Source organism: Streptomyces sp. NPDC007164, assembly GCF_040634135.1.
Lineage (GTDB): Bacteria > Actinomycetota > Actinomycetes > Streptomycetales > Streptomycetaceae > Streptomyces > Streptomyces sanglieri.
In genome coordinates, this window is record NZ_JBEYFB010000005.1 from 56,604 (window position 1) to 82,629 (window position 26,026).

The window sequence follows — 26,026 nt, forward strand, 5'->3', positions numbered from 1 at the left end:
GTGTGTCCCCGGCCGCCGGCCCGGCGACCGGGGACACGGCCCGTCAGGCAGGCAGCAGGGCCTCGATGGCCGCGACGAGCTCGGGCGCCTGGGGCTCGACGCGCGGGCGCAGACGCGCGACCGGTTCGCCCGCCGGCGAGATGAGGAACTTCTCGAAGTTCCACTGGACGTCGCCGGCCTCGCCGTCCGCGTCCGCCAGCCGCGCCAGCTCGGCGTAGAGCGGGTGGCGCCCCTCGCCGTTCACATCGGTCTTCTCCAGCAGCGGGAAGCTGACCCCGTACGTGGTCGAGCAGAAGGTCTGGATCTCCTCCGGGCTCCCCGGCTCCTGGCCGGCGAACTGGTTGCACGGCACGCCGAGCACGGTGAAGCCGCGGCCCGCGTAGTCGTTCTGGAGCTTTTCCAGGCCCTCGTACTGCGGGGTGAGCCCGCACTTGGACGCGACATTCACCAACAGGACGGCCCGGCCCCGGTAGTCGGCCAGGGACGTGGGCTCGCCGGTGAGCGTGCGCAGGGGGATGTCGTGCAGCGTCATGAGGTCTCCTCGTGAGGTGTGGCTTCCGCAGCCATTGTCACGCCCGAGTCCGCTCCGTACGAAGCCCGTTCCCCGGCCGTCCGGGCCCCCGCACACCACCGACCTGCGGGAGTCCGGCCACCGAGGTGCCCGAGGCATGACCCCGACGAGCGACCCGTGTACGGATACCGGCCGGGCGCCGAACTCCTGTGCCCCGACCGGGGACCGGCGCGCCGGTCACCGGCCGGGCCGCGCCTGCGCGGGCCCGATCGCCTTGTAGTAGAGCGTCGTCGGCCTCAGCACCCCGGCCGGATCGCCGGCGTAGTCCGGGATCGAGCCGCACTCCGTCCAGCCCGCCGAACGGTAGAGCCGCTCGGCCGGACTTCCGCTCTCGGTGTCCAGGACCAGCAGCGTGACACCCGCCCCGGCGGCCGACCGCTCGGCGGCGTCGAGCAGCGACCGGCCCACACCCCGGCCACGGGCCGACGGGCGCACCATCAGTTTGGCCACCTCCGCGCGGTGCCGGGCGTTGGGAAGCCGGGCCCGGTCCAGCGCGATGGTCCCGGCGACCCGTTCCGCGTCGCGCGCGATCCAGACCTCCAGACGGCCCGCGTCGACGGCCCCGGCCCGCTCCCGCCACCAGTCGGCGGCCGCCTCGCGGTCCAGCGGCGCGAGGAAACCCACCGACGATCCGCCGTCCACGGTGTCCACCAGGAGCGCGGCCAGCTCATCGGCGTAGGTGACCAGCTCATGGCCGCGTACAGGGACGATCTCGATCATGTGCGGGGTCCTCTCACGGCAGAACGATCACCAGTGCGTAGCGGACCTGCCCCGGCCCGGGGCAGTGGAAGTGTGAGGGGCCGCGCAGCCGGAAGCGGAGGCAGTCGCCGCGGCGCACGGTGTGCACGGTGCCGTCGACGGTGATCTCGACCGTTCCCTCCAGCACCCAGACGTGCTGCTCCACGCCGGACACCGGCGCGTTCTCGTACGCGATGGCGGCCCCCGCTTCGAGGGTGCCCTCGATGACCTCCGCGCGCAGGCCGCTGTGCGGCGGCGACACCGAGCGGCGCACGAAGCCCGATGCCTCGTCCCGCCAGACCGGTTGCCGTGCGGCCGGCACGAGCTGCGGGGGTTCCGCCTCCACCTCCAGCAGCAGCCGGGACATCGTCCGCCCGTAGACCGTGCACAACTTGCCGAGCAGGGCGGCGGTCGGGCTCAGCTCGCCGCGTTCCAGCCGGGACAGCGTGGACCGGCTCACCCCGCTGCGTCGCGAGAGCTCGTCCAGCGACCAGCCGCGTTCGGTGCGCAGTTCACCCAGCCTCGCGGCGAGCCGGGCATCGACGGAGCCGGGCTCCGTCTCTTCGGTTTCTCTCATCGTGGAGATGATATCCCTGTACGGAGACGGATCGGGCGCCGGTGGCGACCCTGGGAATCGGCTGTTCTGCCGGGCGCCTGCCGACGTGACACGCTTGGCCGGGGAGGCCCCGGTGGCCCACTCGGTCCGCCGGGTCGCTCGGCTACCCGAGGAGGCCGCAATGGCCAGTACCAGCAGCGGGCCGTCGGTGGCGCCCGCCGCCGCTTCGAGTTCGCACCATCCCTTCCGGATCGGCTGGACCGCCTTCGCGGGGGTGCTGATGATCTTCGGCGGAGCGATGGCGATCTTCGAAGGAATCGCCGCCATAGCCAAGAACGACGTGTTCATCGCCACCCGCGACTATCTGTTCCGGTTCAACCTCACCGGCTGGGGCTGGATCCACCTCGCACTCGGCGTCCTCATCGTGATCGCCGGCTGCGCGCTGTTCACCGGAGCCGTATGGGCACGTGTGGTGGGCATCGTGCTCGCGGGCCTGAGCGCACTCGCCAACTTCCTGTGGCTGCCCCACTACCCGCTCTGGTCGCTCGTGCTCATCGCCATCGACGTCTTCGTCATCTGGGCGCTGTGCGCGGATCCGTTCCAGGAGAAGGAGAGCGTCTGAGGTCACGGCGGAGGTCCGTCATCCCCGATCCGGCCGGGCACCGGCCGGGGACGGTGCGAGCCTGATCGTGACGACATAGGAGACCACGACCGAGACGATCACGAGCGGCATGACGGTGAGGCCCTCGGACCCCAGCAGCAGTGTCGCCAGCAGCACCGACGTCATCGGGAGCCTGAGCATCGCCACGCACATGGCGCCGATGCCCATCGCGAAGCCCGAGGTGAGGCCCAGCCCCGGCAGATGGGACAGGGCGATGCCGCCCGCCGCCCCCACGAACATCGCCGGGAAGACCGGGCCTCCCCGGAAGCTGCTCAAGGACGCGCAGTACGCCGCCGCCTTGCAGGCGACCAGCAGTACGAGTGCGCCCACCGAGTACCCGGCGCTCTGCGCCAGCAGCGGATCGAGGGCGTTCTCCCCGGAGTACAGCACCCCGGACGCGTCCCGTCCGGTGCTCTGCGCGTACACGAGCGCGGCCACGCCGACGACCGCGCCCATGACGACGGTGGCCGTCACGGTCCGCCGCTCCACCCGCTCCTGGAGGAACCCGGCGAGCCGCTGGATGCCCGTGCCGACGAAGGCCGCGGCCAGGCCGAGGACGACGGCCCAGCCGAATTGCGCGATGTCCGGTTCTGCCGCCCGGGGTACGTGATGCAGCGCCAGGGAGTACGTCCCGAGCCCGGTCCAGGAACCGAGTCCGGTGAAGATGAGCGCGCCGATGCCGGCCGCCAGCAGACCCGGCACCAGGACCATGGCGAGCATCGTCCCGGCCAGCCCCGAGGCCTCCATCAGCAGAAAGGCCCCCAGGAGCGGCGAGCCCAGCAGCGCGCTGATCGCGGCGAAGCTCCCCGCGGCCCCCACCACCGCGCTGGGGCCGGGCCCGATGCCGGGCTTGACCAGGCGCGCCGCGTACACGGCCAGTCCACCGCCGAGCGCGATGAGCGGCGCCTCGGGGCCGAGCACCGCCCCGAGACCGAGCGAGGCGATCGCCGCCAGCGCGACGCCGGGCAGCTCCACCGCCGAGGGCGCCCCCGTGGCCACCATCCCGTCGGCGGGCCGGTGACCGCCCTGCCCCGGCAGGTGGCGGACGGTCAGCCCGACCAGCAGACCGGCCACGGCGAGCAGCGGCACCGGCCACCAGGACGGTGTGCCGGCGAACCCCAGCGCCCGGGGCAGGTCGTGGTAGGTCAGCGACTGGAGTTCGTGGGTGAGCGCCAGGAAACCGAACGCCACCACCGAGACCGGGATGCCGAGGGCCGCCGCGAGTACGAGGAGCGCGGCGTACCCGCGGGTGCGGATCCGCGCGAGGGGGTCGCCCGCCGCGGCGGGTTCGGCCGACATGATCGTTGCCTCCTCGGCGTCGCGACCCGTCCGGAACGGGCTCCCACAAGCATCGACAAGCGTCCACAACGAGTTAGCACAATGTGCTGATTCATCCACGACGCACCCGCTGGGCGGATGCACCGGTTCCCGTACTGCCATCCCCCTGGACCAGTGCGCGGCGGGGCCGACGAAGCGCCTCAGCGGTCCTTGGCCGCAGGGAGCCGGCCCGCCCGCACCGCGTCGACCAGCGCCCGGTGGTCCCGCTCGTTGCGGTCGGCGTACTTCTCGGCGAAGCGGACCAGCGCCCGGTCGAACGAGGGACCGCGCCCCAGGTACGCCGCGATGGCGATCCGGTCGCCGGAACGCGCGTGGGCACGGGACAGGGTGGCGCCGCACACCTCGCCGAACACCCGCATGCCCGACGGCAGCATGTCCTCCGGCTCGACGATGCCCTTCCAGTCGCGCAACTGGCGAACGTAGAAGTCGCGGCGCCTGCCGTCGATCCCGTCCACCCGCTCCCAGCCGAGGAAGATGTCGCTCGCCGCCTGCATCAGCCGCTGCCCCGAGACCACCCGCTCACCCTGGTTCCGGTACGGCCCGGCGCCGGCGTGCGGCGCGAGCACCGAGGTTCCGGCCTCCTTCGCCTGGAGGAGGAGCGGATCCCCGCCGTCCCTGCCGAGCATCAGGATGACCCAGCAACGCGTGCCCACGCTGCCGACCCCGACCACCTTGCGTGCCATGTCCACGAACCGGAAGTCGGAGAGCAGGGTCCGCCGGTCCGACGGCAGGCTGCGGCCGTAGTTCGAGATCAGCGCACGGAACTGCTCCTGCACCGCCTGCCGCTCGTCCTCCGGGAGCAGATCGGCCGCCGGTACGAGCAGCGGCGGGTCCGCCGCGATGCGCGACTGCCCGTCCACCGTCACGGTGAGCCTTCCGAAGGCCTGGAGACTGTCCCGGGTGCGGGCCTTCGCCGCGAACCGGGCCAGCTTTCTGCGGCCGCGCTTCGCCAACTGCTGGGCCGCCAGCGCTTCGAGGCGGCCGATGTCGATCCGCGAGTACCAGACATCGAGGTTGCGCATGCCGGCGAACCGGATCATCGATTCCCGGTACGACCGCACCGTGGTCAGCACGATGTCCGCGCGCTCCCGTTCGGTGAATCCGTTCGCGCGTCCCGCGATGACGAAGCTGGCCGCCAGGCGTTTGACATCCCACTCCCAGGGGCCGGGCGACGTCTCGTCGAAGTCGTTGATGTCGAACAGCAGATTCCGCTCGGGCGAGGCGAGCAGCCGGAAGTTCAGCAGATGGGCGTCCCCGCACAGTTGGGCCCTGATCCCGGAGTCCCCGGTGGTGGCCAGGTCGGCGGCCATGATCGCGGCGGCACCCCGGTAGAAGCGGAACGGCGACTCGGTCATCCGGCCATAGCGGATCGGGACGAGTTCGGGCAGCCGGTTCGCGGACTGGGCTTCGAGGACGGCCAACGGGTCGGGCCGGTCGGCCGGCGGTTCGAACTCGGCATGGCTCGACCTCGGCGTCGCCCGCCGGGCCGCCTTCCCGCGGGCCGCCCGCTGCTCCGGCGTCGCGTCCGGTGCTGTCCTGAGCATCGAGGTCACGTCCTGCGGCATCGGGTCCTCCTGGCTGCTCACGGGCGCGCGCCACGGCTCCGCGGGCGCACACCGCTCCCGCCGGCGCCCGCCTGCCCGGATCGGGGGTGCGGCATCGTTCGGCGCGTCCGCGCCCCGAGTCCGATCATCGCGGCTCGGCCCGGTTCCGGCATCATCTGGACGCCGCCCGTCACCTCCCGTGCCCGGACCGCTACCGGCGGACCGCCGGCCGAGGCGGACCGGGCGAGCGGGCACGGGGCGCCTGGCGGATAGTGGAGCCGGAGCGGTCCGTCCGGAAACGGACGGTCACGGACCCCGGGAGTGGATGCTCATGGACCGATACCCGCCCATCGCCGAACACGGGCTCGTCGGCGACCTGCAGACGGCCGCACTGGTCTCCTCGCGCGGGGTCGTCGACTGGTTCGCCGCCCCGAGGTTCGACTCCCCGAGCATCTTCGCCGCACTGCTCGACCACGACGACGGCGGCCACTTCCGGCTGGCCCCCGACGACCCCGGGATCACCTGCCGGCAGCTCTACTACCCGGACACCGCGGTCCTGGTCACCCGGTTCATGTCGCCGGACGGCGTCGGCGAGGTACTCGACTGGATGCCACCCGTACCCACGGGGATCCCCACCGACCGGCACACCCTGGTGCGGATCGTGCGCGCGGTGCGCGGGACCGTCCGGCTCGCCATGGAGTGCCGGCCCCGGTTCGACTACGGCCGGGCCGATCACGAACTCGAACTGTGCCCCGGGGGAGCGGTGTTCCGGTCTCCGGGGATCGCGGCCCATCTCCGCACCGGATTCCCCGTGGCACGCGACGGCCGGGACGCGGTGGGCGAAGTGGTGCTGAACGACGGCGAGTCGGCCTTCGCGATCCTCACCGTCTGCGCGGCGGACGGGCCCGCGCCGCCCGAACCGACCGTCGACGCCGTCACGGAACAGCTCTGGGAGACCGTCGACCACTGGCAGCGGTGGGTGCGCGGCTCCCGCTACCGGGGCCGCTGGTCCGACATGGTCAACCGCTCCGCCATCACCCTCAAACTGCTCACCTACGCCCCCTCCGGCGCACCCGTCGCGGCGGCGACCATGGGACTGCCCGAGCAGGTCGGCGGCGAACGCAACTGGGACTACCGCTACACCTGGGTCAGGGACGGCTCGCTGTCGGTCCGGGCCCTGCTCGACCTCGGGTTCGTGGACGAGGCGATCGCCTTCACCCACTGGCTGGGCGACCGGCTCCGGGAGGACGACAGCGGGGACGAACCCCTCCGGATCATGTACCGCGTCGACGGCGAGCCCCTGCTGACGGAGGAGACCCTGGCCCATTTCGAGGGCTACCGGGGCTCGTACCCGGTACGGCTCGGCAACGCGGCCGCCGACCAGCTACAGCTCGACATCTACGGTGAGGCCCTGTACGCCTTGTCCGAAGGCCGCGAGGTGGGCCTCCAGGCGGGCCACCGGGGCTGGCAGGTCGTGGCCCGGACCCTCGACTGGCTCGTGGACCGCTGGGACCGGCCCGACGAGGGCATCTGGGAGACCCGCGGCGGACGGCAGGACTTCACCTACAGCCGGGTGATGTCCTGGGCGGCGTTCGACCGCGGCCTGCGCCTGGCGGCCGATCTCAGCCGGCCCGCCGACACCGCCCGGTGGACCCGGGCCAGGGACACCATTCTCGAACAGGTCATGGAACGCGGCTGGAGCGGGTCCGAGCAGGCCTTCGTCCAGTACTACGGCAGCGGAGTGCTGGACGCCTCGCTGCTGCTGATGCCCAGGGTGGGATTCCTCGCCCCGAAGGACCCCGGCTGGCTCGCCACGCTCGACGCCATGGACCGCACACTCGTCTCCGACAGCCTCGTCTACCGATACGACCCCGCGGCCTCCCCGGACGGACTGCGGGGCTCCGAGGGCACGTTCAGCCTCTGTACGTTCCTGTACGTCGACGCCCTGGCCCGCTCGGGCCGGCTGCGCAAGGCCCGCTACACCTTCGAGAAGATGCTCACGTACGCCAACCACGTCGGCCTGTTCGCCGAGGAGATCGGCCCCAGCGGCGAGCAACTCGGCAACTTCCCCCAGGCGTTCACCCACCTCTCGCTCATCATGGCGGCCCGGACCCTGGACGAGGCGCTGGACGCGGCACGCGCCGGGGAACGCGGCTGACGGCGCTCAGAGGCTCTCGGGCGACGGCGGCCGGGACGGGGGCCCGAGAAGGACGGCGGTGTCGCCCGGCCGGGCATCCGGGGTGTACGTGTGGGTGACCGGGGCGAGCAGCCCGTCGGCGCGCACGACGAACAGCACGTCGTGTCCGGCCGGTACGGCTCCGTCGGCCCGCCGGGTGAGCACCCGGGCCCCGGCCTCGTACCGGCGGGCCAGCTCCGGCCCGGTCAGACCGGTACGGAAGAGGGGTTCGCCCCCGGTGTACGGCGCCACCACGCCCTGGCTGTCGGTGTCCGGAGCGAGCCGGTGGACCGGGCCCTCGACGCTCTCCCGCAGGGTCATCGCGGCCAGCGCGTTGAAGTCGTCCTCCTCGGTGAGCAGCAGCACACCGGTGATGCCCTCCAGCTCCGCCCCGGCACCGGAGGCCGCCGCGAGCAGTTCGCCCGTCGCCAGGGGCAGCCCGGCTTCCTCGATCCGGGCCCGCTGGCGCTCGGCACCCGCCCACATCAGCACATCCAGCCCCGCCGAGTTCAGCGCGCGCCCCAGATCGACCGCCCAGGGTGCGCCGCCCACCAGCAGCGGCCGGGACCGGGACGGGCGCAGCACCCCCAGCCGCCGGGCGACCGGAAACGCAGTCAGGCCGTAGAGCGTGACGGTGGCGACGATCACCACGAAGGTCGCGGGAAGGATCCGCTCGGCGCCGTCGACGCCCCGCGCCACCAGAGTCGCCGAGAACGTGGAGGCGGTCGCCGCGGCGACGATGCCGCGCGGGGCCATCCACCCGATGAACCACCGTTCCCCGCCCCGGACATCGGTACCGGCCGTCGACACCAGGGCCACGAGCGGGCGCACCACCAGCACCAGGAGGGCCACCAGCGCGAGCGAGGGCAGCACCACGTGGCGCAGCGACGCCGGGGTGACCGTGGCCGAGATGGAGATGAACAACAGGCCGATGATCAATGAGACCAGGGTGTCGAGGAACGGCCGGCGGGCCGGAAGATCCAGGCCCCGAAGATTCGCCATGGCCATACCCATCACGACCGCGGAGATGAGCCCGGTGTCCTCGCGGAGCGCGTCACAGGCGGCGGCGATCCCGATCACCGCGGCGATCTGCGCCGACGTGGCCAGTTCCTCGTTCAGTCGGGCACTGCGCAGCAGCAGCCACAGCACACCGGCCCCGACCACTCCGCCCACCACGCCCACTGCGGCGCTGGCCGAGAACTGCTCCAACTGGCTCCCGAAGCCCTTGCGTTCACCGGCTACCACGGCATGGAAGACCAGCGCGCCCAGGATGCCGCCGACCGGGTCGATCAGGGAGCCCTCCCAGACGAGGATGCGCTGCAGACGCTCGGAGGGCCGTACGAAGTTGAGCAGTGGCCCGACGACCGTCGGGCCGGACACGACGAGGATCGCGCCCAGCATCACGGCCGCGCCCTTGGACATGTTCAGCACCGGCACCGCGAACAGCGCGGCGGACAGCCAGGTGACGAGCGCCCCCAGCCAGAGCAGTCTGACCACGATGCGACGGGTATGGCCCCGCAGCCGGCTGATCTCCAGGCCGAGCCCGGCCTCGTAGAGGATCACCGCCACCGCGAGCGAGACCAGCGGCGAGAAGGCCTCGCCGAGCAGCTTCTCGGGATCGACGTCGTCCGTCAGCGCTCCGGCGGCGAAGCCGACCGGCAGCAGGACCAGCAGGGCGGGAACCCGCAGTCGGCTCGCCAGCAGCTGGGAGCCGACCGCGAGCACCACGATGAGCCCCACACCCACCATCACTTGATCAGCCGTCATGTCCGTGCCTCCTCGGATGCCAGGTGACCGGCCGCCTTCGCGAACAGGGTCAGCCTCCGGTGGCGAAGCCGGGGAAGAGCGTCATCCCGCCGTCGACGTAGAGGGTGGTGCCCACGACGTAATCCATCAGGTCGGACGCCAACAGGGTCACCGCGGTGGCGATGTCCGGCGGATCGCCCACCCGGCGGTAGGGGATCAGCCTGAGGAGTTCGGCCTCGGCCTCGGGGGTGTCCCAGGCGCTGGTGTTGATGGGGGTGCGGATGGCACCGGGGGCGACGGCGTTGACCCGGATGCCTCGGGGTGCGCATTCCTGGGCCAGGGTCTGCATCATCATGAGGACGCCGCCCTTGGACGCGGCGTAGTTCAGATGTCCCGACCACGGAATGATCTGGTGGACCGAGCTCATGCAGATGATCTTCCCCGCGGCGCGGGACACCGCCGGCACGACGCCCCGGCGGTCGAACTCCTTGACCGCCTCCCGGGCGCACAGGAACTGCCCGGTGAGATTGACGTCCAGCACCTTGTTCCACTCGTCCAGGGTCATCTCCGCGGCCGCGGCGTCCCGTTGAAGACCGGCGTTGGCGACCAGCACGTCGACCGTGCCGAACTCCTCGACCATCCGGGCGAACATGGCGACGACCTGCTCCTCCCGTGAGACGTCCGCCTCGTGGGCGTACGCCCGCACACCGAAGGCCTCGATCTCCCGTACCACGTCTTCGGCCGCCTCACGGCCGGCGACGTAGTTGACGACGACATCGGCACCCGCCCGCCCCAGTTCCACCGCGGTCGCCCTGCCGATGCCGGAGCTCGCCCCCGTCACCAGCGCCTTCTGGCCCCGCAGCAGGGGCAGCGGCATCCGCTGCCGGGCCGCGTCCGCCGGTGAAGATGAAGTCATCGTCGTCTCCCGTCGTCCCGCACATGGCGCCATCCGGCCCACACAGGAATCCGGACCGGTTGCCTGCGCGGGCCGCCCGCGCGCGACAACCATCCGTGGCGGCCGGGCACGGGCGGGGCACGGCTCGCACCACTCGGCCGTCGGAGGGACCCGCTGACCCTCCAACGGCGTAACCGGGGCCGCGTCCGCCCACCGCCACGACCGAGATGCGCACCGGCTCGCCCACTGCTCCAATGACGGAGGCACAGGCCCTGGCGGACCCGGGGCAGTCGACATTCTGAGGAGCCGGTGTGAGCAGCGAGACCGACGAGACGGGGCCGATCGACTACCTGGTGATCGAGTTCCCGGGAAGCCGGATGACGGGCGAGGGACTGCCCCTGCTGGTCGACCTGGTCGACCGGGGAATCATCCGGATCCTGGACCTGGTCTTCTTCAGGAAGGACGAGGACGGCACGGTCGCGGGCCTTGAGCTCTCCGAGCTGGCCGCGAACGGCCACGAAGACCTCACCGTGTTCGAAGGGGTGTCCTCCGGCCTGCTCGGCCGGGACGACATCGACGAGGTGAGCGCGGTTCTCGAACCCGGCAGCTCCGCCGGGATCGTCATCTACGAGAACGTGTGGGCCGGACCGCTCGCGGCCGCGCTGCGCCGCTCGGGAGGGCGCCTCGTCGCCAACGGGCGCATCCCGGTCCAGGAGATCCTGGCATCGCTCGACGCTGCCGAGGCCGGCGTCTGAGCCGGCCGGCCCCTCGGCGTCGGCCCGCCCCCGCACCAGCCAGTCAAAAGGAGATGCACCATGCCAGGCCTTCTTCGTGGCGTCGCCCGTACAGCGGTGATCGCCGGAACCGCCACCTCGGTCTCCAACCGGGTCTCCCGGCGCCAGGCGGGCCGCTGGGCACAGCAGGACGCCCAGCAGGCGCAGGCCCGGCCCGCCGCCGCGGCGCCGCCCCCCGCGGCCACGTCCCTCGCACCGGAGGACGAGATGAGCAACAAGATCGCCCAGCTCAAGGACCTCGGCGACCTCAAGAGCCAGGGTGTGCTGAGCGAGAGCGAGTTCGAGGCACAGAAAGCCAGGATCCTCGGCTCCTGACCGGTCCGGAGAGGCGACCGGGACCGAGCAGGCCCCGGCTCACTCCCGCTTCTCGTCCCAGGGCGTGCCCAGCCAGCTGTCGAAGGTACGGATCAGCGCGCTCAGCGCCGCCGCGAGCCGCCAGTCGACCCACGGCGCGTGGACATGGACCTCGTCGTCGTCCGAGAGGAACTCCAGCGGAACCTCCCGGCCGGCCCGCCAGATGATGCGCCGCGGCCCGCGTGCCACATCGCCCCCACCGCCCAGGAGGCTGCCCACGCAGATCACCACCTGGGCCGGGAACAGCAGCCACCACACGTACCACCAGAAGATTCGGCCCTTGAGACCGACCGCCTCCGGACAGCCGGTCTGGGCGACCGTCCACCGGGTCCGCAGCCCCTTGCCGTACATGGCCTTCTCCCGGACGAGTGTGCCGATCGGCTCGCCCCGCGCACCCAGCACCCGGTACGTGGCCACGCCGTCGGACGCGGACTCGGTGACCAGGGTGGCCAGCCGGGACCGGCGCTCGCCGTCGGTCCACAGGACGAAGGAACGCGCCCCCGACTTGCGGGCCGCGAGGTAGGCGGGTATGCCGCCCTCCGGCAGTTCCCGCTCCACATGGGCGACCACCCGGGACTCGCCGCCGGGCGCGTCGGCGAACTCGACGACATGGCCGGCGGGCGAGGCCGCGGCCCGCTTGAAGGTCAGCACGCTGCTCACTGGTGAACCCTCCGTTGTGTGCTGCCCGGATGTCCGGGCACTGCTGGGACGTCGCGCGGTCGGACGGCGCCCTGAGAAGATCGATCCGTGGAATCCGCCGAGCCCCTCCCCGAGCCGTCCCCCGGAACCGGCACCGAGCCCCCGCCCGGGGACGGCCCGGCCGGCCGCACCGCCCGCCGAAAGGTGGTGCGCTGCCGCATGTGCGGCCGCCTGCTCACCGGTACGGTCTCACGCCGCACCGGCCTCGGCCCCGCCTGCGACGCCAAGCTCCACCCGGCACCCCCGGACATCCGCACCCGCCGCCACGAGGTCGAGCAGGACCCGTTGCCCGGCATCTGAGCCGGACACGGCTACTCACCGAGACGGCGGAACAGCCCCTCCTGCACCACGGACACCAGCAGGTTGCCGCCCCGGTCGTAGATCCGGCCACGGGCCAGCCCCCGGCCGCCCGTCGCGACCGGCGACTCCTGGTCGTAGAGGAACCACTCGTCCGCACGGAACGGACGGTGGAACCACATGGCGTGGTCCAGCGAGGCCATGTCGAACCCACGCGGCCCCCACAGCGGCTCCACCGGGATACGGACCGCGTCCAGGAGCGTCATGTCGCTGGCGTACGTCAGCGCGCAGGTGTGCACCAGCGGATCGTCGCCCAGCGGGCCGACCGCGCGCATCCACACCGCGCTGCGCGGATCGGCGTCCCTGACTTCCTCCTTCGTCCAGCGCAGCCGTTCGGCGTACCTGATGTCGAACGGCATCCGCCGGGCCATGCGCTCAAGTGCTTCCGGCAGCGCGCCCAGGTGCTCACGGACCTCCTCGGCGACGGTCGGCAGCTCCTCGGGGTCCGGGACCTCGCGGGCCGGCGGCAGCTGGTGCTCGAAGCCCGCCTCCTCCGGCCGGTGGAAGGACGCCGTCAGATTGAAGATCGTCCGGCCCTGCTGGACGGCGGTGACCCGGCGGGTGGTGAACGACCGGCCGTCCCGGACGCGCTCCACCTCGTAGACGATCGGCACCCCCGGCCGCCCCGGACGGAGGAAGTACGCGTGCAGCGAATGGACCGGCCGGTCTCCGTCGGTGGTCCGGCCCGCCGCGACCAGGGCCTGCCCGGCGACCTGCCCGCCGAAGACCCGTTGCAGGGACTCCTGGGGGCTGCGGCCACGGAATATGTTGACCTCGATCCGCTCCAGGTCGAGCAGATCGACCAGGCGCTCGGCGGGATTCGTCATGCCGTTCGTCTCCACTCTCGCAGCGGCGCCGCCCCCGCGGCGTACGCCCTCACAGCTGACCGACGGAGGTCACGCGGACCACGGCCCGGCCCTCCTCGTCGGAGGCGGCCAGATCGATCTCCGCGCTGATGCCCCAGTCGTGGTCGCCGTTCGGATCGGCGAAGGTCTGCCGGACCCGCCACAGCCCGTGTGCCGCGTCCTCGTCGATCTTCAGCAGCTTCGGACCACGCGCGTCCGGACCGGTGCCCAGGTCGTCGTACTCGTCCCAGTAGGCGTCCATCGCGTCGCCCCACGCGTCCTCGTCCCAGCCCGCGTCGCCGTCCAGAGCGCCGAGCTCGCCCACCTTGTCCAGCGCGGCCAGCTCGACCCGGCGGAACATCGCGTTGCGCACCAGCACCCGGAAGGCGCGGGCGTTGGCCGTCACCGGCTTCACCTCGTCGGCCCGCTCCTGCGCCTGCTCGGCGGTCTCCACCTCCGGGTTGGCCAGCTGCTCCCACTCGTCGAGCAGACTGGAGTCCACCTGACGGACCATCTCGCCCAGCCAGGCGATCAGATCCTCCAGGTCGTCGGACTTGATGTCGTCCGGGATGGTGTGCTCCAGCGCCTTGTACGCACTGGCCAGATACCGCAGCACGATGCCCTCGGTGCGGGCCAGCTCGTAGTTGGAGGTGAACTCCGTGAACGTCATGGCACGTTCGTACATGTCACGGATCACGGACTTCGGCGAGACCGGGTGGTCGCCCACCCACGGGTGGCTCCTGCGGTACACGTCGTAGGCGTGCCACAGCAGCTCGCTCAGCGGCTTCGGGTACGTGACCTCCTGGAGCAGCTCCATCCGCTCCTCGTACTCGACACCGTCCGCCTTCATCTGCCCGACCGCTTCGCCGCGCGTCTTGTTCTGCTGCGCGGCGAGGATCTGCCGAGGGTCGTCGAGCGTCGACTCGACGACGGAGACCATGTCCAGGGCGTACGAGGGGGAGTCCGGGTCCAGCAGGTCGAACGCGGCCAGCGCGAAGGTCGACAGCGGCTGGTTGAGCGCGAAGTCCTGCTGGAGGTCGACGGTGAGCCGGACGATCCGGCCCTCCGCGTCCGGCTTGTCGAGCTGCTCCACCACGCCGCCGTCCAGCAGCGAGCGGTAGATCGCGATGGCCCGGCGGATGTGGCGCAGCTGCGCCCGGCGCGGCTCGTGGTTGTCCTCCAGCAGGTGCCGCATCGCCTCGAAGGCGTTGCCGGGACGCGCGATCACGGACAGCAGCATGGTGTGCGTGACCCGGAAGCGGGAGGTCAGCGGCTCCGGGTCGGACTGGATCAGCTTGTCGAACGTGGTCTCCGACCAGGCGACGAAGCCCTCGGGGGCCTTCTTGCGGACCACCTTGCGTTTCTTCTTCGGGTCGTCGCCGGCCTTCTTGACGGCCTTCTCGTTCTCGATGACGTGCTCGGGCGCCTGCGCCACCACGAAACCCGCCGTGTCGAAGCCGGCCCGGCCCGCGCGGCCGGCGATCTGGTGGAACTCCCGGGCGCGCAGCGTACGCACGCGGGTGCCGTCGTACTTGGTGAGCGCGGTGAACAGCACTGTGCGGATGGGGACGTTGACACCGACGCCGAGGGTGTCCGTACCGCAGATCACCTTCAGCAGACCGGCCTGGGCGAGCTTCTCCACCAGACGCCGGTACTTCGGCAGCATGCCCGCGTGGTGCACCCCGATGCCGTGGCGCACATAGCGGGAGAGGTTCTGGCCGAACTTGGTGGTGAAGCGGAAGTTGCCGATCAGATCGGCGATCTTCTCCTTCTCCTCCTTGGTGCACATGTTGATGCTCATCAGCGACTGCGCCCGCTCGACGGCCGCGGCCTGGGTGAAGTGCACGATGTAGACGGGCGACTGCCGGGTGTCCAGGAGCTCGGTGAGGGTCTCGGTGATCGGGGTCAGCCGGTACTCGTAGCTGAGCGGGACCGGCCGGGTCGCCGAGCGCACCACGGAGGTGGGGCGGCCGGTGCGGCGGGTCAGGTCCTCCTCGAACATCCGGACGTCGCCGAGCGTGGCCGACATCAGGATGAACTGGGCCTGCGGCAGCTCCAGCAGCGGGATCTGCCAGGCCCAGCCGCGGTCCGGCTCGGCGTAGAAGTGGAATTCGTCCATCACGACCTGGCCGATGTCGGCGTACTTGCCGTCACGCAGCGCGATGGACGCCAGCACCTCGGCCGTGCAGCAGATCACCGGGGCGTCGGCGTTGACCGAGGCGTCGCCGGTGAGCATGCCGACGTTCTCCGTACCGAACAGCTTGCACAGGTCGAAGAACTTCTCCGAGACCAGTGCCTTGATCGGCGCCGTGTAGAAGGTGACCTTGTCCTGGGCCAGCGCGGTGAAGTGCGCACCCGCCGCGACCAGGCTCTTCCCGGAGCCGGTCGGGGTGGAAAGGATCACGTTCGCGCCGGAGACCACCTCGATCAGCGCCTCCTCCTGGGCCGGATAGAGGGTGATGCCCTGCGTCTCGGTCCATGACGAGAAAGCCTCGAAGAGGGCGTCGGGGTCGTCGGTCGGGGGCAGCTGATCGATAAGGGTCACGCCCCCATCTTGCCTGCCTTCCGCCCGGATGAGGGAACCGGACGACGGTATGAAGATCATGGGCGATACGCTTCCCACTCAACTCGGCCGTGCCTGGGCGGCAATGGCAGCGATACGACTCTGGGGGCGGGAAGAATCATGATGGGACCGGCACACTCTCTGTCAGGGGCAGCGGCCTGGCTGGGGGTGGGCGCGGCGGCGGCGGCCGCCGGCCACGCGATGCCGTGGCCCGTCCTCGTCGTCGGGGCACTGATCACCGCCGGGGCCGCGCTCGCCCCGGACCTGGACCACAAGTCCGCGACCATCTCGCGCGCCTTCGGACCGGTGTCCCGGGGGCTCTGCGAGATCGTCGACAAGCTCTCGCACGCCGTCTACAAGGCGACCAGGATGCGCGGCGACTCGGCCCGCAACGGCGGCCACCGGACGCTGACCCACACCTGGCTCTGGGCGGTCCTGATCGGCGCCGGAGCCTCCGCCGCGGCGATCACCGGCGGCCGGTGGGCGGTCCTGGCGATCCTCTTCGTCCATCTGGTGCTCGCCGTCGAAGGACTGCTGTGGCGGGCCGCCCGGATGTCCAGCGACGTCCTGGTCTGGCTGCTCGGCGCGACCAGCGCCTGGATACTGGCCGGCGTCCTGGACAAACCGGGCAACGGCTCGGACTGGCTGTTCACCGCCCCCGGCCAGGAGTACTTGTGGCTCGGCCTGCCGATCGTGCTCGGCGCCCTCGTCCACGACATCGGCGACGCGCTGACCGTCTCCGGCTGCCCGATCCTGTGGCCCATCCCGATCGGCCGCAAGCGCTGGTACCCGATCGGCCCGCCGAAGGCCATGCGGTTCCGGGCCGGGAGCTGGGTGGAGCTGAAGGTGCTGATGCCGGTGTTCATGGTGCTCGGGGGCGTGGGCGGGGCAGCCGCGCTGAACTTCATCTGACGGCGCGTCCGGCGTCCGGACCGGGGCGGGTCCGCTCAGGCGGACTCGCGTGGCACCAGCCGGTGCGCCAGGACGATCTCCCTGGCCGCCCCCGTATCCTCCCCGTCGAGTCGGTCCACCAGCAGCTGTGCGGCCGAACGCCCGATCTCCCGAGCCGGGTTGAGCACGGTGGTGAGCGCGGGGGAGACCAGTGAGGCCGCCTCGATGTCGTCGTACCCGGTGATGGCCACATCGTGCGGCACCCGCAGTCCGGCGGCCCGTGCCGTGTCCAGTGCGCCGATCGCGATCAGGTCGTTGGCGCACACCACGGCGTCCGGGCGCTCCGCCGCGTCCAGCACGGCCGCGGCCCCGGCCCGGCCGCCCTCGCGGGTGAAGCCGGTCCAGACGACCAGTTCGTCCGGGACCGGCAGCCCCGCCGACTCCAGGGCCTTGCGATAGCCCGCGAACCGCTCCTCGCCCGGCTCCACCCCCGGCGCACCGCCGATGAACGCGATACGGCGGTATCCGAGGCCCACCAGATGGCTGACCAGGTCGTACATGCCCTCGGTCTCGGCGGCCCGCACGACGTCGCCGAGCGCGGGCTCCAGTCGCCCGCCGAGTCGCACCAGCTTCGATCCCGAGGCCACGATCCGGTCCAGATCGCGCCGGGTGGCGCCGTACCGGCCGATCACGATGCCGTCGATCCGGCGCGCGACCAGCTGTCGGATCACCGCGGGCAGGTGCGGGCCGTCCATCGGGGCCTCGCAGACCACCGTCAGGTACTCATGGGCCAGGGCGATCTCCTGCATGCCCGCGGCGATCGAGGTGTTGAACGGGTTGGTGATGTCCGGGACGACCAGCCCCAGGGTGCGGGTGCGCTGGGTGCGCAGGCCGCGCGCCGACGGGTCGGCCTGGTAGCCGAGGCGCTGTATGACGTCCTCGACCCGGGCGCGGGTGGCGGCCGAGACGGGGCGACGGCCGCTCAGCACATGGGAGACCGTGGTGACGCTGACGCCCGCCTCGGACGCCACATCGACGATCTTGACCCGGCTCCCGCTCTGCACCATCGGCCTCCCGTAGTCGTCCAGGAATGTTGTCCTGGTGTTCGAGGTCACTCTATCCATTGTGCAAAACGTTTTGTATGGTGCTTGCGATCGCGCCGCACATGGGCCGAGTCAGGAATGCAAAACGATTTGGAGACGTGATGTCCATTGCAGGCCGGAGAGCCGTATGACGAGCTCTCCAAGCCGCAGAACCGTGCTCGGTGCCGCGCTCGCCGCGACGTCCGCCGCGGCCCTGGCGGGCTGCTCGGGCGGCCGCCCGGCGGACGGCAGAACAGCGGTACGGTTCCTCGGCCCGGAGACCCCCGAGACGTTCCGGGCGGTCATCCGAGGCTTCGAGCGGGCCAACCCCGACCTCCGGATCGACTACACGCCCGTGCCGCCGGACCAGCTCGGTGACGTCCTCCAGTTGCGGCTCTCCGCGCAGGACGACGCGATCGACGTGTACGCCGTGGACCAGCCCCGCGTACCGGCACTCACCGCGCGCGGCTTCCTCACCGACCTCTCCCCGATCGCCGGGCGGGCCAGGGCCGCCGTCACCCCCGAGCAGTACGGCGTCAGCTCCTGGAAGGGCAGGCTCCGCTCGCTGCCGATCTGGACCTCCACCCAGTACCTCTTCTACAACGCCGACCTGCTCACCAGGGCGGGCGCGCCGCTCCCCGGAGCCGCGCCCGCCGACCGGTGGAGCTGGGAGCGGACCAGGAGCACCGGCCGCCGGGCGATGGACCGGGCGGGCGCCGACTACGCCCTGCTGCTGGAACAGACCGACCTCTACTACGGACTCCAGCCCCTGGTCGAGTCCCTGCACGGCGGCTCCGGCATCACCGGCAAGGACATGCTCACCCCCGCCGTCACCACCCAGGGCTGGATCGACGCCCTGAACTGGTACCGCACCCTCTTCGCCGACGGCTCGTCACCGCGCGGCGTCCCCTCGTACCAGCTCTCCTCGCTCTTCACCTCCGGCCGGGTGCCGTTCTTCGTCGGCGGCCCCTGGAACCTCGGCGCCTTCGCCGGGCTGAAGGACTTCGCCTGGGGCACCGCGCCGCAGCCGAAGTTCGCCCACGGCCGCGCCGTCACCCCCACCGACTCCTGGTCCTGGGGCGTGAACCCGTACGCCGAACACCCCGAAGCGGCCCAGCGGTTCATGGAATACGCCGCACTGACCACCGAGGGCAGCCTCAGCACCGTCGAGGCATCCCCGCTCATCCCCTCCAATCGCCGGGCCTTCGACCGTTACGCGGCGGACCTGGAACACAAGGCCACCAGGAGCACCACAGGAGTGGCCACGATCATGCGCCACGAACTCGCGCACACCGCCGTCAGCCGGCCGCGCAGCATCGGCTACACCCAGTTCGAGACCGTCATGGGCTCCGCGTTCTCCGACATCCGCAACGGCTCGGCGGTGGAACCCCGGCTGGCGAGGGCCTCCGGAGAACTCGTGCGCACCTGGGAGCGACTGCGATGACCACCACAGCCACCCGGAACCCGAAGCGCTCCCGGCGCCGCCGCTCCACCTCGCAGGGCAGGACCGCCCTGTACTTCCTGGCCCCCGCTCTCCTCGCCCTCGTCGTGCTGCGACTGCTGCCCGCCGCGATGGCCGTCATCAGCAGCCTGCGCCACCACAGCCTCGTCGACGGCGTCACCACCTTCGTCGGCCTCGGCAATTACGCGGACCTCTTCGCCGACAGCCAGTTCTGGCAGAGCGTCCGCGTGACGCTGCTGTTCAGCCTGGTCATCAATCCGCTCCAGGTGCTCATCGCCCTCGGCCTCGCCGTCCTGCTGAACCGCCGCTTCGCGGGAGTCCGGTTCTGGCGGTCGCTGGTCTTCGCACCCATCGCCGTGCCACCAGCCGTCTCCGCGGTCATCTGGGGCATCCTCTACCGCCCCGAAGGACCGCTCAACGCCATCCTCGGCACGATGGGCATCCCGCCGCAGCCCTTCCTCACCAGCTCGCAGCAGGCACTCTTCGCCCTCGTGGTCCTGATGTCCTGGGTCGGCGTCGGCTACTGGATGATGTTCCTGATCGCCGGACTCCAGGACATCCCGCAGGAGTGCTACGACGCGGCCGCCGTCGACGGCGCCTCCGCCTGGCAGCGGTTCGTCCACGTCACACTGCCGCTGCTGCGCCGCCCGCTCGCCTTCGTCCTGGTCGCCGACACCGTCTCCAACTTCCTGGTGTTCGCCCCCGTGCAACTGCTCACCCGCGGCGGCCCCGACGGCTCGACCAATCTCATGATGTACGACGTCTTCCGCCGCGCCTACAGCGTCGGCGACATCAACTTCGCCCAGGCCGAAGTGGTGGTGCTCGTCGCCATCACCCTCGCGGTCGTCATCGTCCAGTTCCGGATGATGCAGGGCAAGGGCGAGGAGTGAACCGATGAGGACAACCACCGCTCCCCAGCAGCCGACGCGACGCCGGCCCTCCGTGCTGAGGCACATGCCGCTCGTCACCGCCGTCGTCATCGGTGTGCTCTTCGCGCTCCCGCTGCTGTGGGTGCTCACCGGATCGCTCCGCCCCGGCGACAAGGTCCTCGGCGGACTCGACCGGCTCTCCTGGAGCAGCCTGATCCCGACCGACGCCACCTTCCACAACTATGTGACGCTCTTCCAGGGCGACTTCGGCCGTGCCGTGCTCAACTCCATCGGCGTGGCCGCCGCCACCGTCCTGATCGGACTGCTGCTCTCCGCGATGGCCGCGTTCGCCCTCTCGGTCTTCCGGTTCCGCGGCCGCGGGCTCGTCTTCGCAGTGATCCTGCTCAGCTTCATGATCCCGTTCGACGCCATAGCGATCCCGCTCTCGGACATCTTCCGGGACTGGGGCCTGCAGAACACCTACACCGGACTGATCCTGCCCGGCATCGGCAACGGCCTGGCGATCTTCCTGCTGCGCCAGTTCTTCCTGGCCATCCCGCGCGAACTCGTCGAGGCCGCGCGGATGGACGGACTCGGCTGGTGGGGCGTCTTCCGGAAGATCTACGTACCCCTGTCGCGGCCCGCCCTGATCGGCGCCGGAGTGACCCTGTTCACCTTCCAGTGGCAGTCCTACATGTGGCCACTGCTCGTCGGCACCGAACCGGACAAACAGCTCGGCCCGATCGCGCTCGGCACCCTCCAGGGCCAGATGGTCGTCGACTACGGCCAGGTGTTCGCCGCCGCCGTCGTCCTGACCGTCATCCCGCTCGTCGTCCTGCTGCGCCTGCAGCGGTACTTCACCCAGTCGATCGCGGGCAGCGGCCTGAAGTGACCGCCCGCCGAACCGGCCGCCCGGCCCACGAAGCCCATCCCGAACACCCGAGGAACACCGTGACCCAGCCCCCCGCAGACATCCTTCTCGACACCGACATCGGCAGCGACGTCGACGACGCGCTCGCGCTCGGTGTGCTGCTCGGCTCGCCCGAGGCCCGGATCACCGGCGTCACCACCGTCTACGGCGACACCCTGCTCCGGGCCCGCCTCGCGCACCGGCTCGGCACCCTCGCCGGCCACGACCTCACCGTCGTCCCCGGCGCGGCCGAGACCCTCTCCGGCAAGGAGGTCTGGTGGGCCGGCCACGAGGGCAGGGCCTTCACCGACCTGGAGACCGAGCCGGTGCGCGACACCGTCGCCGCCGACCGCTTCCTCGTCGACTCCGTCCTCGCCCGGCCCGGCGCGACCGACGTCGTCGCCATCGCCCCGCTCGCCAACATCGCCCGCGCGATCCACCTGGACGACCGCTTCGCCACCGGCGTACGCACCCTGTACATGATGGGCGGCAGCTTCGGCCCCGGCGCCAAGGCCGAGCACAACATCGTCAGCGACATCACCGCCGCCCGCATCGTCTTCGGCTCCGGCATCCGCACCGTCGTCACCGGCCTGGACATCACCACGCGGCTGCGCATCGAACGGCCCGGCATCGAAGCGATCCGGGAAGCCGGCGCGTACGGTGCGGCGCTCGCCCGCGAGATCGACGCCTGGACCGGCTTCACCGGCGAACCGTGGAGCGTCCCGCACGACCCGATCACCGCGCTCTCCCTGCTGCGCCCCGACCTCTACACCACCGAGCGCGGCACGGTCGAGGTCACCGACGAAGGCCTGACCGTCTTCACGGCGGACCCGGACGGCCACGTGGACCTGGTCGTGGACGCCGACGTGGAGGCCGTCGCGGCGGAGATCGTGGCCCGGATCGTACGGGCCTCGAAGCTCGGCTGACGGTCCCCGCGGACCGGTCACGTCCGCCTGGGCCCGGTCGTCAAACCGCCGCCCTCCGGGCGACGGCAGTTTGACGACCGGGCCTGGGGGACCGGCCACGGCCTCCCGGCCGGCCGGGAGGCCATCCGCGCCGCTCAGCCGTGCCAGGACCGCCAGAGCGCCGCATACGCGCCGTCCGCCGCCACCAGCTTGTCATGGCTGCCCAGCTCGCTGATCCGGCCGCGCTCCACCACCGCGATCACATCCGCGTCGTGCGCGGTGTGCAGCCGGTGGGCGATCGCCACGACCGTGCGGCCGTCCAGCACCCGGGCCAGTGAACGCTCCAGATGGCGGGCGGCCCGCGGGTCCAGCAGGGATGTCGCCTCGTCCAGCACCAGAGTGTGCGGATCGGCCAGGACCAGCCGGGCCAGCGCGATCTGCTGGGCCTGCGCCGGGGTCAGCGCCAGACCGCCCGAGCCGACCTCGGTGTCCAGCCCCGCCTCCAGGGCCTTCGCCCAGCCGTCCGCGTCGACCGCCGCCAGCGACGCCCACAGCTCGGTGTCCTCGGCGCCCGTCCGGGCCAGCAGCAGGTTGTCGCGCAGCGAACCCACGAACACATGGTGTTCCTGGTTGACCAGCGCCACATGCGTACGTACGTCCTCCGCCTTCATCTGCGACAACTCGGCGCCACCGAGCGTCACTTCGCCCGAACGCGGGGCGTAGATCCCGGCCAGCAGCCGCCCCAGTGTGGACTTGCCCGCGCCGGACGGGCCGACCAGGGCCAGGCGCGTACCCGGTGCCACGTCCAGCGACACCCGGTGCAGCACGTCGAGCCCGGCGCGGTACCCGAAGCGCACCTCGTCGGCACGGACCTCACGGCCGTCCGGGACGACCTCCGCATCGCCCGCGTCCGGCTCGATGTCCCGCACCCCGACCAGCCGGGCCAGCGAGACCTGAGCGACCTGCAACTCGTCGTACCAGCGCAGGATCAGACCGATCGGGTCGACCATCATCTGCGCCAGCAGCGCGCCCGTCGTCAGCTGTCCCACGCTCAGCCAGCCCTCGATGACGAACCAGCCGCCGAGCATCAGCACCGCGCCGAGAATCGTCACGTATGTGACGTTGATGACGGGGAAGAGCACGGAGCGCAGGAAGAGCGTGTACCGCTCCCACGCGGTCCACTGCCGGATACGGGTGTCCGACAGCGCCACCCGGCGCGCACCCAGCCGGTGCGCCTCCACCGTCCGTCCGGCGTCCACGGTCTCCGCGAGCATCGCGGCGACCGCCGCGTACCCCGCGGCCTCCGAACGGTACGCGGACGGCGCCCGCTTGAAGTACCAGCGGCAGCCGAGGATCAGCACGGGCAGCGCGAGCAGCACCGAGAGCGCCAGCGGCGGAGCCGTCACGGTGAGAGCGCCGAGAAGCAGCCCCGCCCACACCACACCGATCGCCAGCTGCGGCACGGCCTCGCGCATCGCGTTGGCCAGCCGGTCGATGTCCGTGGTGATCCTGGAGAGCAGATCACCGGTACCGGCCCGCTCCAGCACCCCCGGCGGCAGCCCCACCGACCGCACGAGGAAGTCCTCGCGCAGATCGGCCAGCATCTCCTCACCGAGCATCGCGCTGCGCAGCCGCATCAGCCGGGTGAACACCGTCTGCACGATCAGCGCGAGCGCGAACACCCCGGCGACGCGCTCCAGATGAAGGTCCCGCACCCCCTCGGAGAGGTCCTCGACCAGCCCGCCCAGCAGATACGGGCCGACGATCGACGCGATCACCGCGATGGCGTTGAACGCGACGAGCACGGTGAACCGCCCGCGATGGCGCCGCAACAGCTCCCGTACATAGCTCCGTACGGTGGTGGGGGTGCCGACCGGCAGGGTCGTCGCCGACTCCGGCGCGGCCGGGTCGTACGCCGGTACTGCGACGCCGATCATGCCCGTTCCTCGATTTCCTCGATCGTTCCGGTCGCGCCCCTGGGGGTCAGGGCCTCGATCTCGTCGTCCGTCTCACGTGTGACGACCGCCCGGTAGTGGGGGTCCGTGTGCAGCAGCTCACGGTGCCCGCCGACCGCCACGACGGTGCCCCGGCGCACCAGCACCACCCGGTCCGCGAGGTCGAGCAGCAGGGGTGAGGAGGCGAACGCCACGGTGGTACGGCCCTGGCGCAGCGCCTTGATCCCGGCGGCCACCCGGGCCTCGGTGTGCGAGTCGACGGCGGAGGTCGGCTCGTCGAGCACCAGCGCCTCCGGGTCGGCCACCAGGGAGCGGGCCAGCGCCAGCCGCTGGCGCTGGCCGCCCGAGAGCGACCGGCCGCGTTCGGTGATCCGGGTCGTCATCGGGTCGCCGTCCGTGGCGACGGACGCCTGCGCCAAGGAGTCCAGCACATCGGCGCACTGCGCCGCCGTCAGCGCGTCCTCGGCGGTGACCCGGCCGGACGACGGAACGTCCAGCAGCTCGCGCAGTGTGCCCGAGAGCAGCACCGGGTCCTTGTCCTGGACCAGCACGGCGGTCCGGGCGGCATCCAGCGGGAGTTCGTCCAGTGGCACGCCACCGAGCAGGACGGACGGGGCCCTCCGCGCCGCGGTCTCCCGGTCCGTGGAGCCGGCCGCCGCGCCTCCCGTCGCCGCCGCGGCAGGCCCGTCCCCGTCCGGGTCGGTGTCCGCCTGGGCGTGTCCGCCGAGCCGCTCGGCCAGCCGGCCCGCCTCGTCCGGATCTCCGCAGACCACCGCGGTGAACAGACCGGCCGGGGCCATCAGGCCGGTGGCCGGGTCGTACAGATCACCGGTCGGTGCGCCGTCCACGGCCGGTGCGGCATCGACACCCGACGGCTCGGTCGTGCGGCGCAACGACAGCACCCGGACCGCACGCTGGGCGGAGGGCCGGGAGAAGGAGTACGCCATCGCGATCTCCTCGAAGTGGCGGAGCGGGAACAGCAGCAGGGTCGCCGCGCTGTACACCGTGACCAGCTGGCCGACCTCTATCCGGCCGTCCCGGGCCAGCGCCGCCCCGTACACGACCAGCGAGATGAGCAGCACGCCCGGCAGCAGCACCTGGATCGCCGAGATCAGCGACCACATCCGGGCGCTGCGCACCGCGGCCTCGCGGACCTCCTGGGAGGCACGCCGGTAGCGGCCCAGGAACAGCTCCTCGCCGCCGATCCCGCGCAGCACCCGCAGCCCCGCCACGGTGTCCGAGGCCAGCTCCGTGGCCTTGCCCGCCTTCTCGCGCTGGAGGTCCGCGCGCCGGGTCGCCCGGGGGAGCAGCGGCAGCACGGCGAGGGCCAGCAGCGGTACGGAGACCGCCACCAGGACGCCCAGCGACGGCAGATACAGCACGAGCCCCACACAGATCAGCACCAGCGCCGCGGCCGACGCGGCGAACCGCGAGAGCGCCTCGACGAACCAGCCGATCTTCTCCACGTCGCCCGTGGAAACGGCGACCACTTCGCCCGCCGCGACCCGACGCGTCAGCGCCGAACCCAGCTCCGCGGTCTTACGGGCCAGCAGCTGCTGGACCCGGGCGGCGGCGGTGATCCAGTTGGTGATCGCCGTCCGGTGCAGCATCGTGTCGCCCACCGCCATCAGCACGCCCAGGGCCGCGATCAGCCCGCCCGCCCAGGCGAGCCGGCTGCCGGAACGGTCGACGACCGCCTGGACGGCGAGGCCGACCGCGGGGGGCAGACCGGCGAGGGAACACTGGTGCAGCAGCCCCCAGGACATGGACGCGAGCTGGCCCCGGAGCTGATTGCGGCCGAGCCAGAGCAGGAAGCGAGGACCTGACCGGACATCGGGATCGCCTGGATCTGGGTAGGGAAGATCGCGAATGTGCATGACGTCCCATGGTTCGGTGTGACAGTTCGTTCGGTGTGACGTTTTGTTCGATGCGACGGTTGTTCGATGTCGCCGGTTGTCCGATGAATGACTCAAACCGTGCAAGGTTCGCCCCGGGACGTCGGTCGGGGCAATTGGTTTTCTGTCCGGAAACGGCACCGGTCGCGCCATGGCCGCGAGACGGGACGGGCGAGCCGGATACGACGCTGCGGGGCCCGGCCCGGCCGGCCCCCGCAGC

23 protein-coding genes are annotated in these 26,026 nt (G+C 71.6%); 10 read left to right on the forward strand and 13 right to left on the reverse strand.

What is annotated here, in order from left to right; genetic code table 11:
* Positions 1–43 precede the first annotated feature (43 nt).
* The 3 genes from ABZ622_RS10505 to ABZ622_RS10515 all read right to left on the reverse strand — a co-directional run bounded on the left by ABZ622_RS10505 (position 44) and on the right by ABZ622_RS10515 (position 1,886).
* Positions 44–532: a glutathione peroxidase gene (locus ABZ622_RS10505; protein ID WP_360541968.1), complete on the reverse strand. Its 489-nt coding sequence runs from the start codon at positions 530–532 to the stop codon at positions 44–46.
* A gap of 216 nt (positions 533–748) precedes the next feature.
* Positions 749–1,291, reverse strand: coding sequence for a GNAT family N-acetyltransferase (locus ABZ622_RS10510; RefSeq protein WP_360541969.1), 543 nt, complete (start codon positions 1,289–1,291; stop codon positions 749–751).
* Positions 1,292–1,304: 13 nt separating this feature from the next.
* Positions 1,305–1,886, reverse strand: a complete 582-nt coding sequence (locus tag ABZ622_RS10515; protein WP_360541970.1) for an XRE family transcriptional regulator — start codon at positions 1,884–1,886, stop codon at positions 1,305–1,307.
* Between the two features lie 160 nt (positions 1,887–2,046).
* Here ABZ622_RS10515 and ABZ622_RS10520 point away from each other — a divergent pair, with 160 nt between their 5' ends.
* Complete coding sequence (locus ABZ622_RS10520) at positions 2,047–2,487, forward strand: hypothetical protein (RefSeq protein ID WP_360541971.1); 441 nt, start codon at positions 2,047–2,049, stop codon at positions 2,485–2,487.
* An 18-nt stretch (positions 2,488–2,505) separates the two neighbouring features.
* Here the strand turns inward: ABZ622_RS10520 and ABZ622_RS10525 are convergent, their stop codons facing one another.
* Positions 2,506–3,825 carry a chloride channel protein gene (locus ABZ622_RS10525; RefSeq protein WP_360541972.1) on the reverse strand — a complete coding sequence of 440 codons (1,320 nt, stop codon included), beginning with the start codon at positions 3,823–3,825 and terminating at the stop codon, positions 2,506–2,508.
* 179 nt (positions 3,826–4,004) lie between these two features.
* Entirely contained in the window at positions 4,005–5,429 is a 1,425-nt protein-coding gene (locus ABZ622_RS10530) for a DUF2252 domain-containing protein (protein ID WP_360542137.1), read from the reverse strand.
* A 304-nt stretch (positions 5,430–5,733) separates the two neighbouring features.
* Between ABZ622_RS10530 and ABZ622_RS10535 the strand changes: the two genes are divergently transcribed.
* Positions 5,734–7,566: a glycoside hydrolase family 15 protein gene (locus ABZ622_RS10535; protein ID WP_360541973.1), complete on the forward strand. Its 1,833-nt coding sequence runs from the start codon at positions 5,734–5,736 to the stop codon at positions 7,564–7,566.
* Between the two features lie 6 nt (positions 7,567–7,572).
* Here ABZ622_RS10535 and ABZ622_RS10540 read toward each other — a convergent pair whose 3' ends face one another.
* Positions 7,573–9,351, reverse strand: coding sequence for a cation:proton antiporter (locus ABZ622_RS10540; RefSeq protein ID WP_360541974.1), 1,779 nt, complete (start codon positions 9,349–9,351; stop codon positions 7,573–7,575).
* Positions 9,352–9,400: 49 nt separating this feature from the next.
* Positions 9,401–10,246, reverse strand: a complete 846-nt coding sequence (locus tag ABZ622_RS10545; RefSeq protein WP_360541975.1) for an SDR family oxidoreductase — start codon at positions 10,244–10,246, stop codon at positions 9,401–9,403.
* Positions 10,247–10,536: 290 nt separating this feature from the next.
* On the opposite strand from ABZ622_RS10545, the gene ABZ622_RS10550 reads away from it, so the two are divergent.
* Both ABZ622_RS10550 and ABZ622_RS10555 read left to right on the forward strand, forming a co-directional pair.
* The gene (locus ABZ622_RS10550) at positions 10,537–10,980 is read left to right on the forward strand and encodes a DUF6325 family protein (protein ID WP_360541976.1); all 444 of its coding nucleotides are present in this window, start codon (positions 10,537–10,539) and stop codon (positions 10,978–10,980) included.
* Positions 10,981–11,040: 60 nt separating this feature from the next.
* On the forward strand, positions 11,041–11,334 hold the full coding sequence (locus ABZ622_RS10555) for an SHOCT domain-containing protein (protein WP_360541977.1): 294 nt from the start codon (positions 11,041–11,043) through the stop codon (positions 11,332–11,334).
* Between the two features lie 39 nt (positions 11,335–11,373).
* Here ABZ622_RS10555 and ABZ622_RS10560 read toward each other — a convergent pair whose 3' ends face one another.
* Entirely contained in the window at positions 11,374–12,033 is a 660-nt protein-coding gene (locus ABZ622_RS10560) for a hypothetical protein (RefSeq protein ID WP_360541978.1), read from the reverse strand.
* An 87-nt stretch (positions 12,034–12,120) separates the two neighbouring features.
* Here ABZ622_RS10560 and ABZ622_RS10565 point away from each other — a divergent pair, with 87 nt between their 5' ends.
* Positions 12,121–12,372: a DUF6011 domain-containing protein gene (locus ABZ622_RS10565; RefSeq protein ID WP_360541979.1), complete on the forward strand. Its 252-nt coding sequence runs from the start codon at positions 12,121–12,123 to the stop codon at positions 12,370–12,372.
* Between the two features lie 11 nt (positions 12,373–12,383).
* On the opposite strand, the gene ABZ622_RS10570 is transcribed toward ABZ622_RS10565, so the two are convergent.
* Both ABZ622_RS10570 and ABZ622_RS10575 read right to left on the reverse strand, forming a co-directional pair.
* Positions 12,384–13,256 carry an acyl-CoA thioesterase II gene (locus ABZ622_RS10570; protein ID WP_360541980.1) on the reverse strand — a complete coding sequence of 291 codons (873 nt, stop codon included), beginning with the start codon at positions 13,254–13,256 and terminating at the stop codon, positions 12,384–12,386.
* A gap of 49 nt (positions 13,257–13,305) precedes the next feature.
* Positions 13,306–15,879: a DUF3516 domain-containing protein gene (locus tag ABZ622_RS10575; protein WP_360541981.1), complete on the reverse strand. Its 2,574-nt coding sequence runs from the start codon at positions 15,877–15,879 to the stop codon at positions 13,306–13,308.
* Positions 15,880–15,957: 78 nt separating this feature from the next.
* On the opposite strand from ABZ622_RS10575, the gene ABZ622_RS10580 reads away from it, so the two are divergent.
* On the forward strand, positions 15,958–16,749 hold the full coding sequence (locus ABZ622_RS10580; RefSeq protein ID WP_360541982.1) for a metal-dependent hydrolase: 792 nt from the start codon (positions 15,958–15,960) through the stop codon (positions 16,747–16,749).
* A gap of 35 nt (positions 16,750–16,784) precedes the next feature.
* Here ABZ622_RS10580 and ABZ622_RS10585 read toward each other — a convergent pair whose 3' ends face one another.
* On the reverse strand, positions 16,785–17,843 hold the full coding sequence (locus ABZ622_RS10585) for a LacI family DNA-binding transcriptional regulator (protein ID WP_360541983.1): 1,059 nt from the start codon (positions 17,841–17,843) through the stop codon (positions 16,785–16,787).
* 115 nt (positions 17,844–17,958) lie between these two features.
* On the opposite strand from ABZ622_RS10585, the gene ABZ622_RS10590 reads away from it, so the two are divergent.
* From ABZ622_RS10590 to ABZ622_RS10605, 4 genes are read left to right on the forward strand one after another with little or no spacing between them, the layout of a single operon-like run.
* On the forward strand, positions 17,959–19,254 hold the full coding sequence (locus tag ABZ622_RS10590) for an extracellular solute-binding protein (RefSeq protein WP_360541984.1): 1,296 nt from the start codon (positions 17,959–17,961) through the stop codon (positions 19,252–19,254).
* Complete coding sequence (locus tag ABZ622_RS10595) at positions 19,251–20,162, forward strand: sugar ABC transporter permease (protein WP_360541985.1); 912 nt, start codon at positions 19,251–19,253, stop codon at positions 20,160–20,162. The genes ABZ622_RS10590 and ABZ622_RS10595 overlap by 4 nt, the downstream gene beginning before the upstream one ends.
* A 4-nt stretch (positions 20,163–20,166) precedes the next feature.
* Positions 20,167–21,033: a carbohydrate ABC transporter permease gene (locus tag ABZ622_RS10600; RefSeq protein WP_360541986.1), complete on the forward strand. Its 867-nt coding sequence runs from the start codon at positions 20,167–20,169 to the stop codon at positions 21,031–21,033.
* Positions 21,034–21,092: 59 nt separating this feature from the next.
* Entirely contained in the window at positions 21,093–21,977 is an 885-nt protein-coding gene (locus tag ABZ622_RS10605; protein WP_360541987.1) for a nucleoside hydrolase, read from the forward strand.
* A gap of 134 nt (positions 21,978–22,111) precedes the next feature.
* Here the strand turns inward: ABZ622_RS10605 and ABZ622_RS10610 are convergent, their stop codons facing one another.
* Entirely contained in the window at positions 22,112–23,893 is a 1,782-nt protein-coding gene (locus tag ABZ622_RS10610; protein WP_360541988.1) for an ABC transporter ATP-binding protein, read from the reverse strand.
* Entirely contained in the window at positions 23,890–25,788 is a 1,899-nt protein-coding gene (locus ABZ622_RS10615) for an ABC transporter ATP-binding protein (protein WP_360541989.1), read from the reverse strand. Before ABZ622_RS10615 ends, ABZ622_RS10610 begins: the two co-directional genes overlap by 4 nt.
* Positions 25,789–26,026: the final 238 nt, after the last annotated feature.

Coding starts and splice junctions, on each gene's coding strand:
- ABZ622_RS10505 (WP_360541968.1), bottom strand. CDS start 532: ATGACGCTGCACGACATCCCCCTGCGCACGCTCACCGGCGAGCCCACG.
- ABZ622_RS10510 (WP_360541969.1), bottom strand. CDS start 1,291: ATGATCGAGATCGTCCCTGTACGCGGCCATGAGCTGGTCACCTACGCC.
- ABZ622_RS10515 (WP_360541970.1), bottom strand. CDS start 1,886: ATGAGAGAAACCGAAGAGACGGAGCCCGGCTCCGTCGATGCCCGGCTC.
- ABZ622_RS10520 (WP_360541971.1), top strand. CDS start 2,047: ATGGCCAGTACCAGCAGCGGGCCGTCGGTGGCGCCCGCCGCCGCTTCG.
- ABZ622_RS10525 (WP_360541972.1), bottom strand. CDS start 3,825: ATGTCGGCCGAACCCGCCGCGGCGGGCGACCCCCTCGCGCGGATCCGC.
- ABZ622_RS10530 (WP_360542137.1), bottom strand. CDS start 5,429: ATGCCGCAGGACGTGACCTCGATGCTCAGGACAGCACCGGACGCGACG.
- ABZ622_RS10535 (WP_360541973.1), top strand. CDS start 5,734: ATGCTCATGGACCGATACCCGCCCATCGCCGAACACGGGCTCGTCGGC.
- ABZ622_RS10540 (WP_360541974.1), bottom strand. CDS start 9,351: ATGACGGCTGATCAAGTGATGGTGGGTGTGGGGCTCATCGTGGTGCTC.
- ABZ622_RS10545 (WP_360541975.1), bottom strand. CDS start 10,246: ATGACTTCATCTTCACCGGCGGACGCGGCCCGGCAGCGGATGCCGCTG.
- ABZ622_RS10555 (WP_360541977.1), top strand. CDS start 11,041: ATGCCAGGCCTTCTTCGTGGCGTCGCCCGTACAGCGGTGATCGCCGGA.
- ABZ622_RS10570 (WP_360541980.1), bottom strand. CDS start 13,256: ATGACGAATCCCGCCGAGCGCCTGGTCGATCTGCTCGACCTGGAGCGG.
- ABZ622_RS10575 (WP_360541981.1), bottom strand. CDS start 15,879: ATGATCTTCATACCGTCGTCCGGTTCCCTCATCCGGGCGGAAGGCAGG.
- ABZ622_RS10580 (WP_360541982.1), top strand. CDS start 15,958: ATGATGGGACCGGCACACTCTCTGTCAGGGGCAGCGGCCTGGCTGGGG.
- ABZ622_RS10590 (WP_360541984.1), top strand. CDS start 17,959: ATGACGAGCTCTCCAAGCCGCAGAACCGTGCTCGGTGCCGCGCTCGCC.
- ABZ622_RS10595 (WP_360541985.1), top strand. CDS start 19,251: ATGACCACCACAGCCACCCGGAACCCGAAGCGCTCCCGGCGCCGCCGC.
- ABZ622_RS10600 (WP_360541986.1), top strand. CDS start 20,167: ATGAGGACAACCACCGCTCCCCAGCAGCCGACGCGACGCCGGCCCTCC.
- ABZ622_RS10610 (WP_360541988.1), bottom strand. CDS start 23,893: ATGATCGGCGTCGCAGTACCGGCGTACGACCCGGCCGCGCCGGAGTCG.
- ABZ622_RS10615 (WP_360541989.1), bottom strand. CDS start 25,788: ATGCACATTCGCGATCTTCCCTACCCAGATCCAGGCGATCCCGATGTC.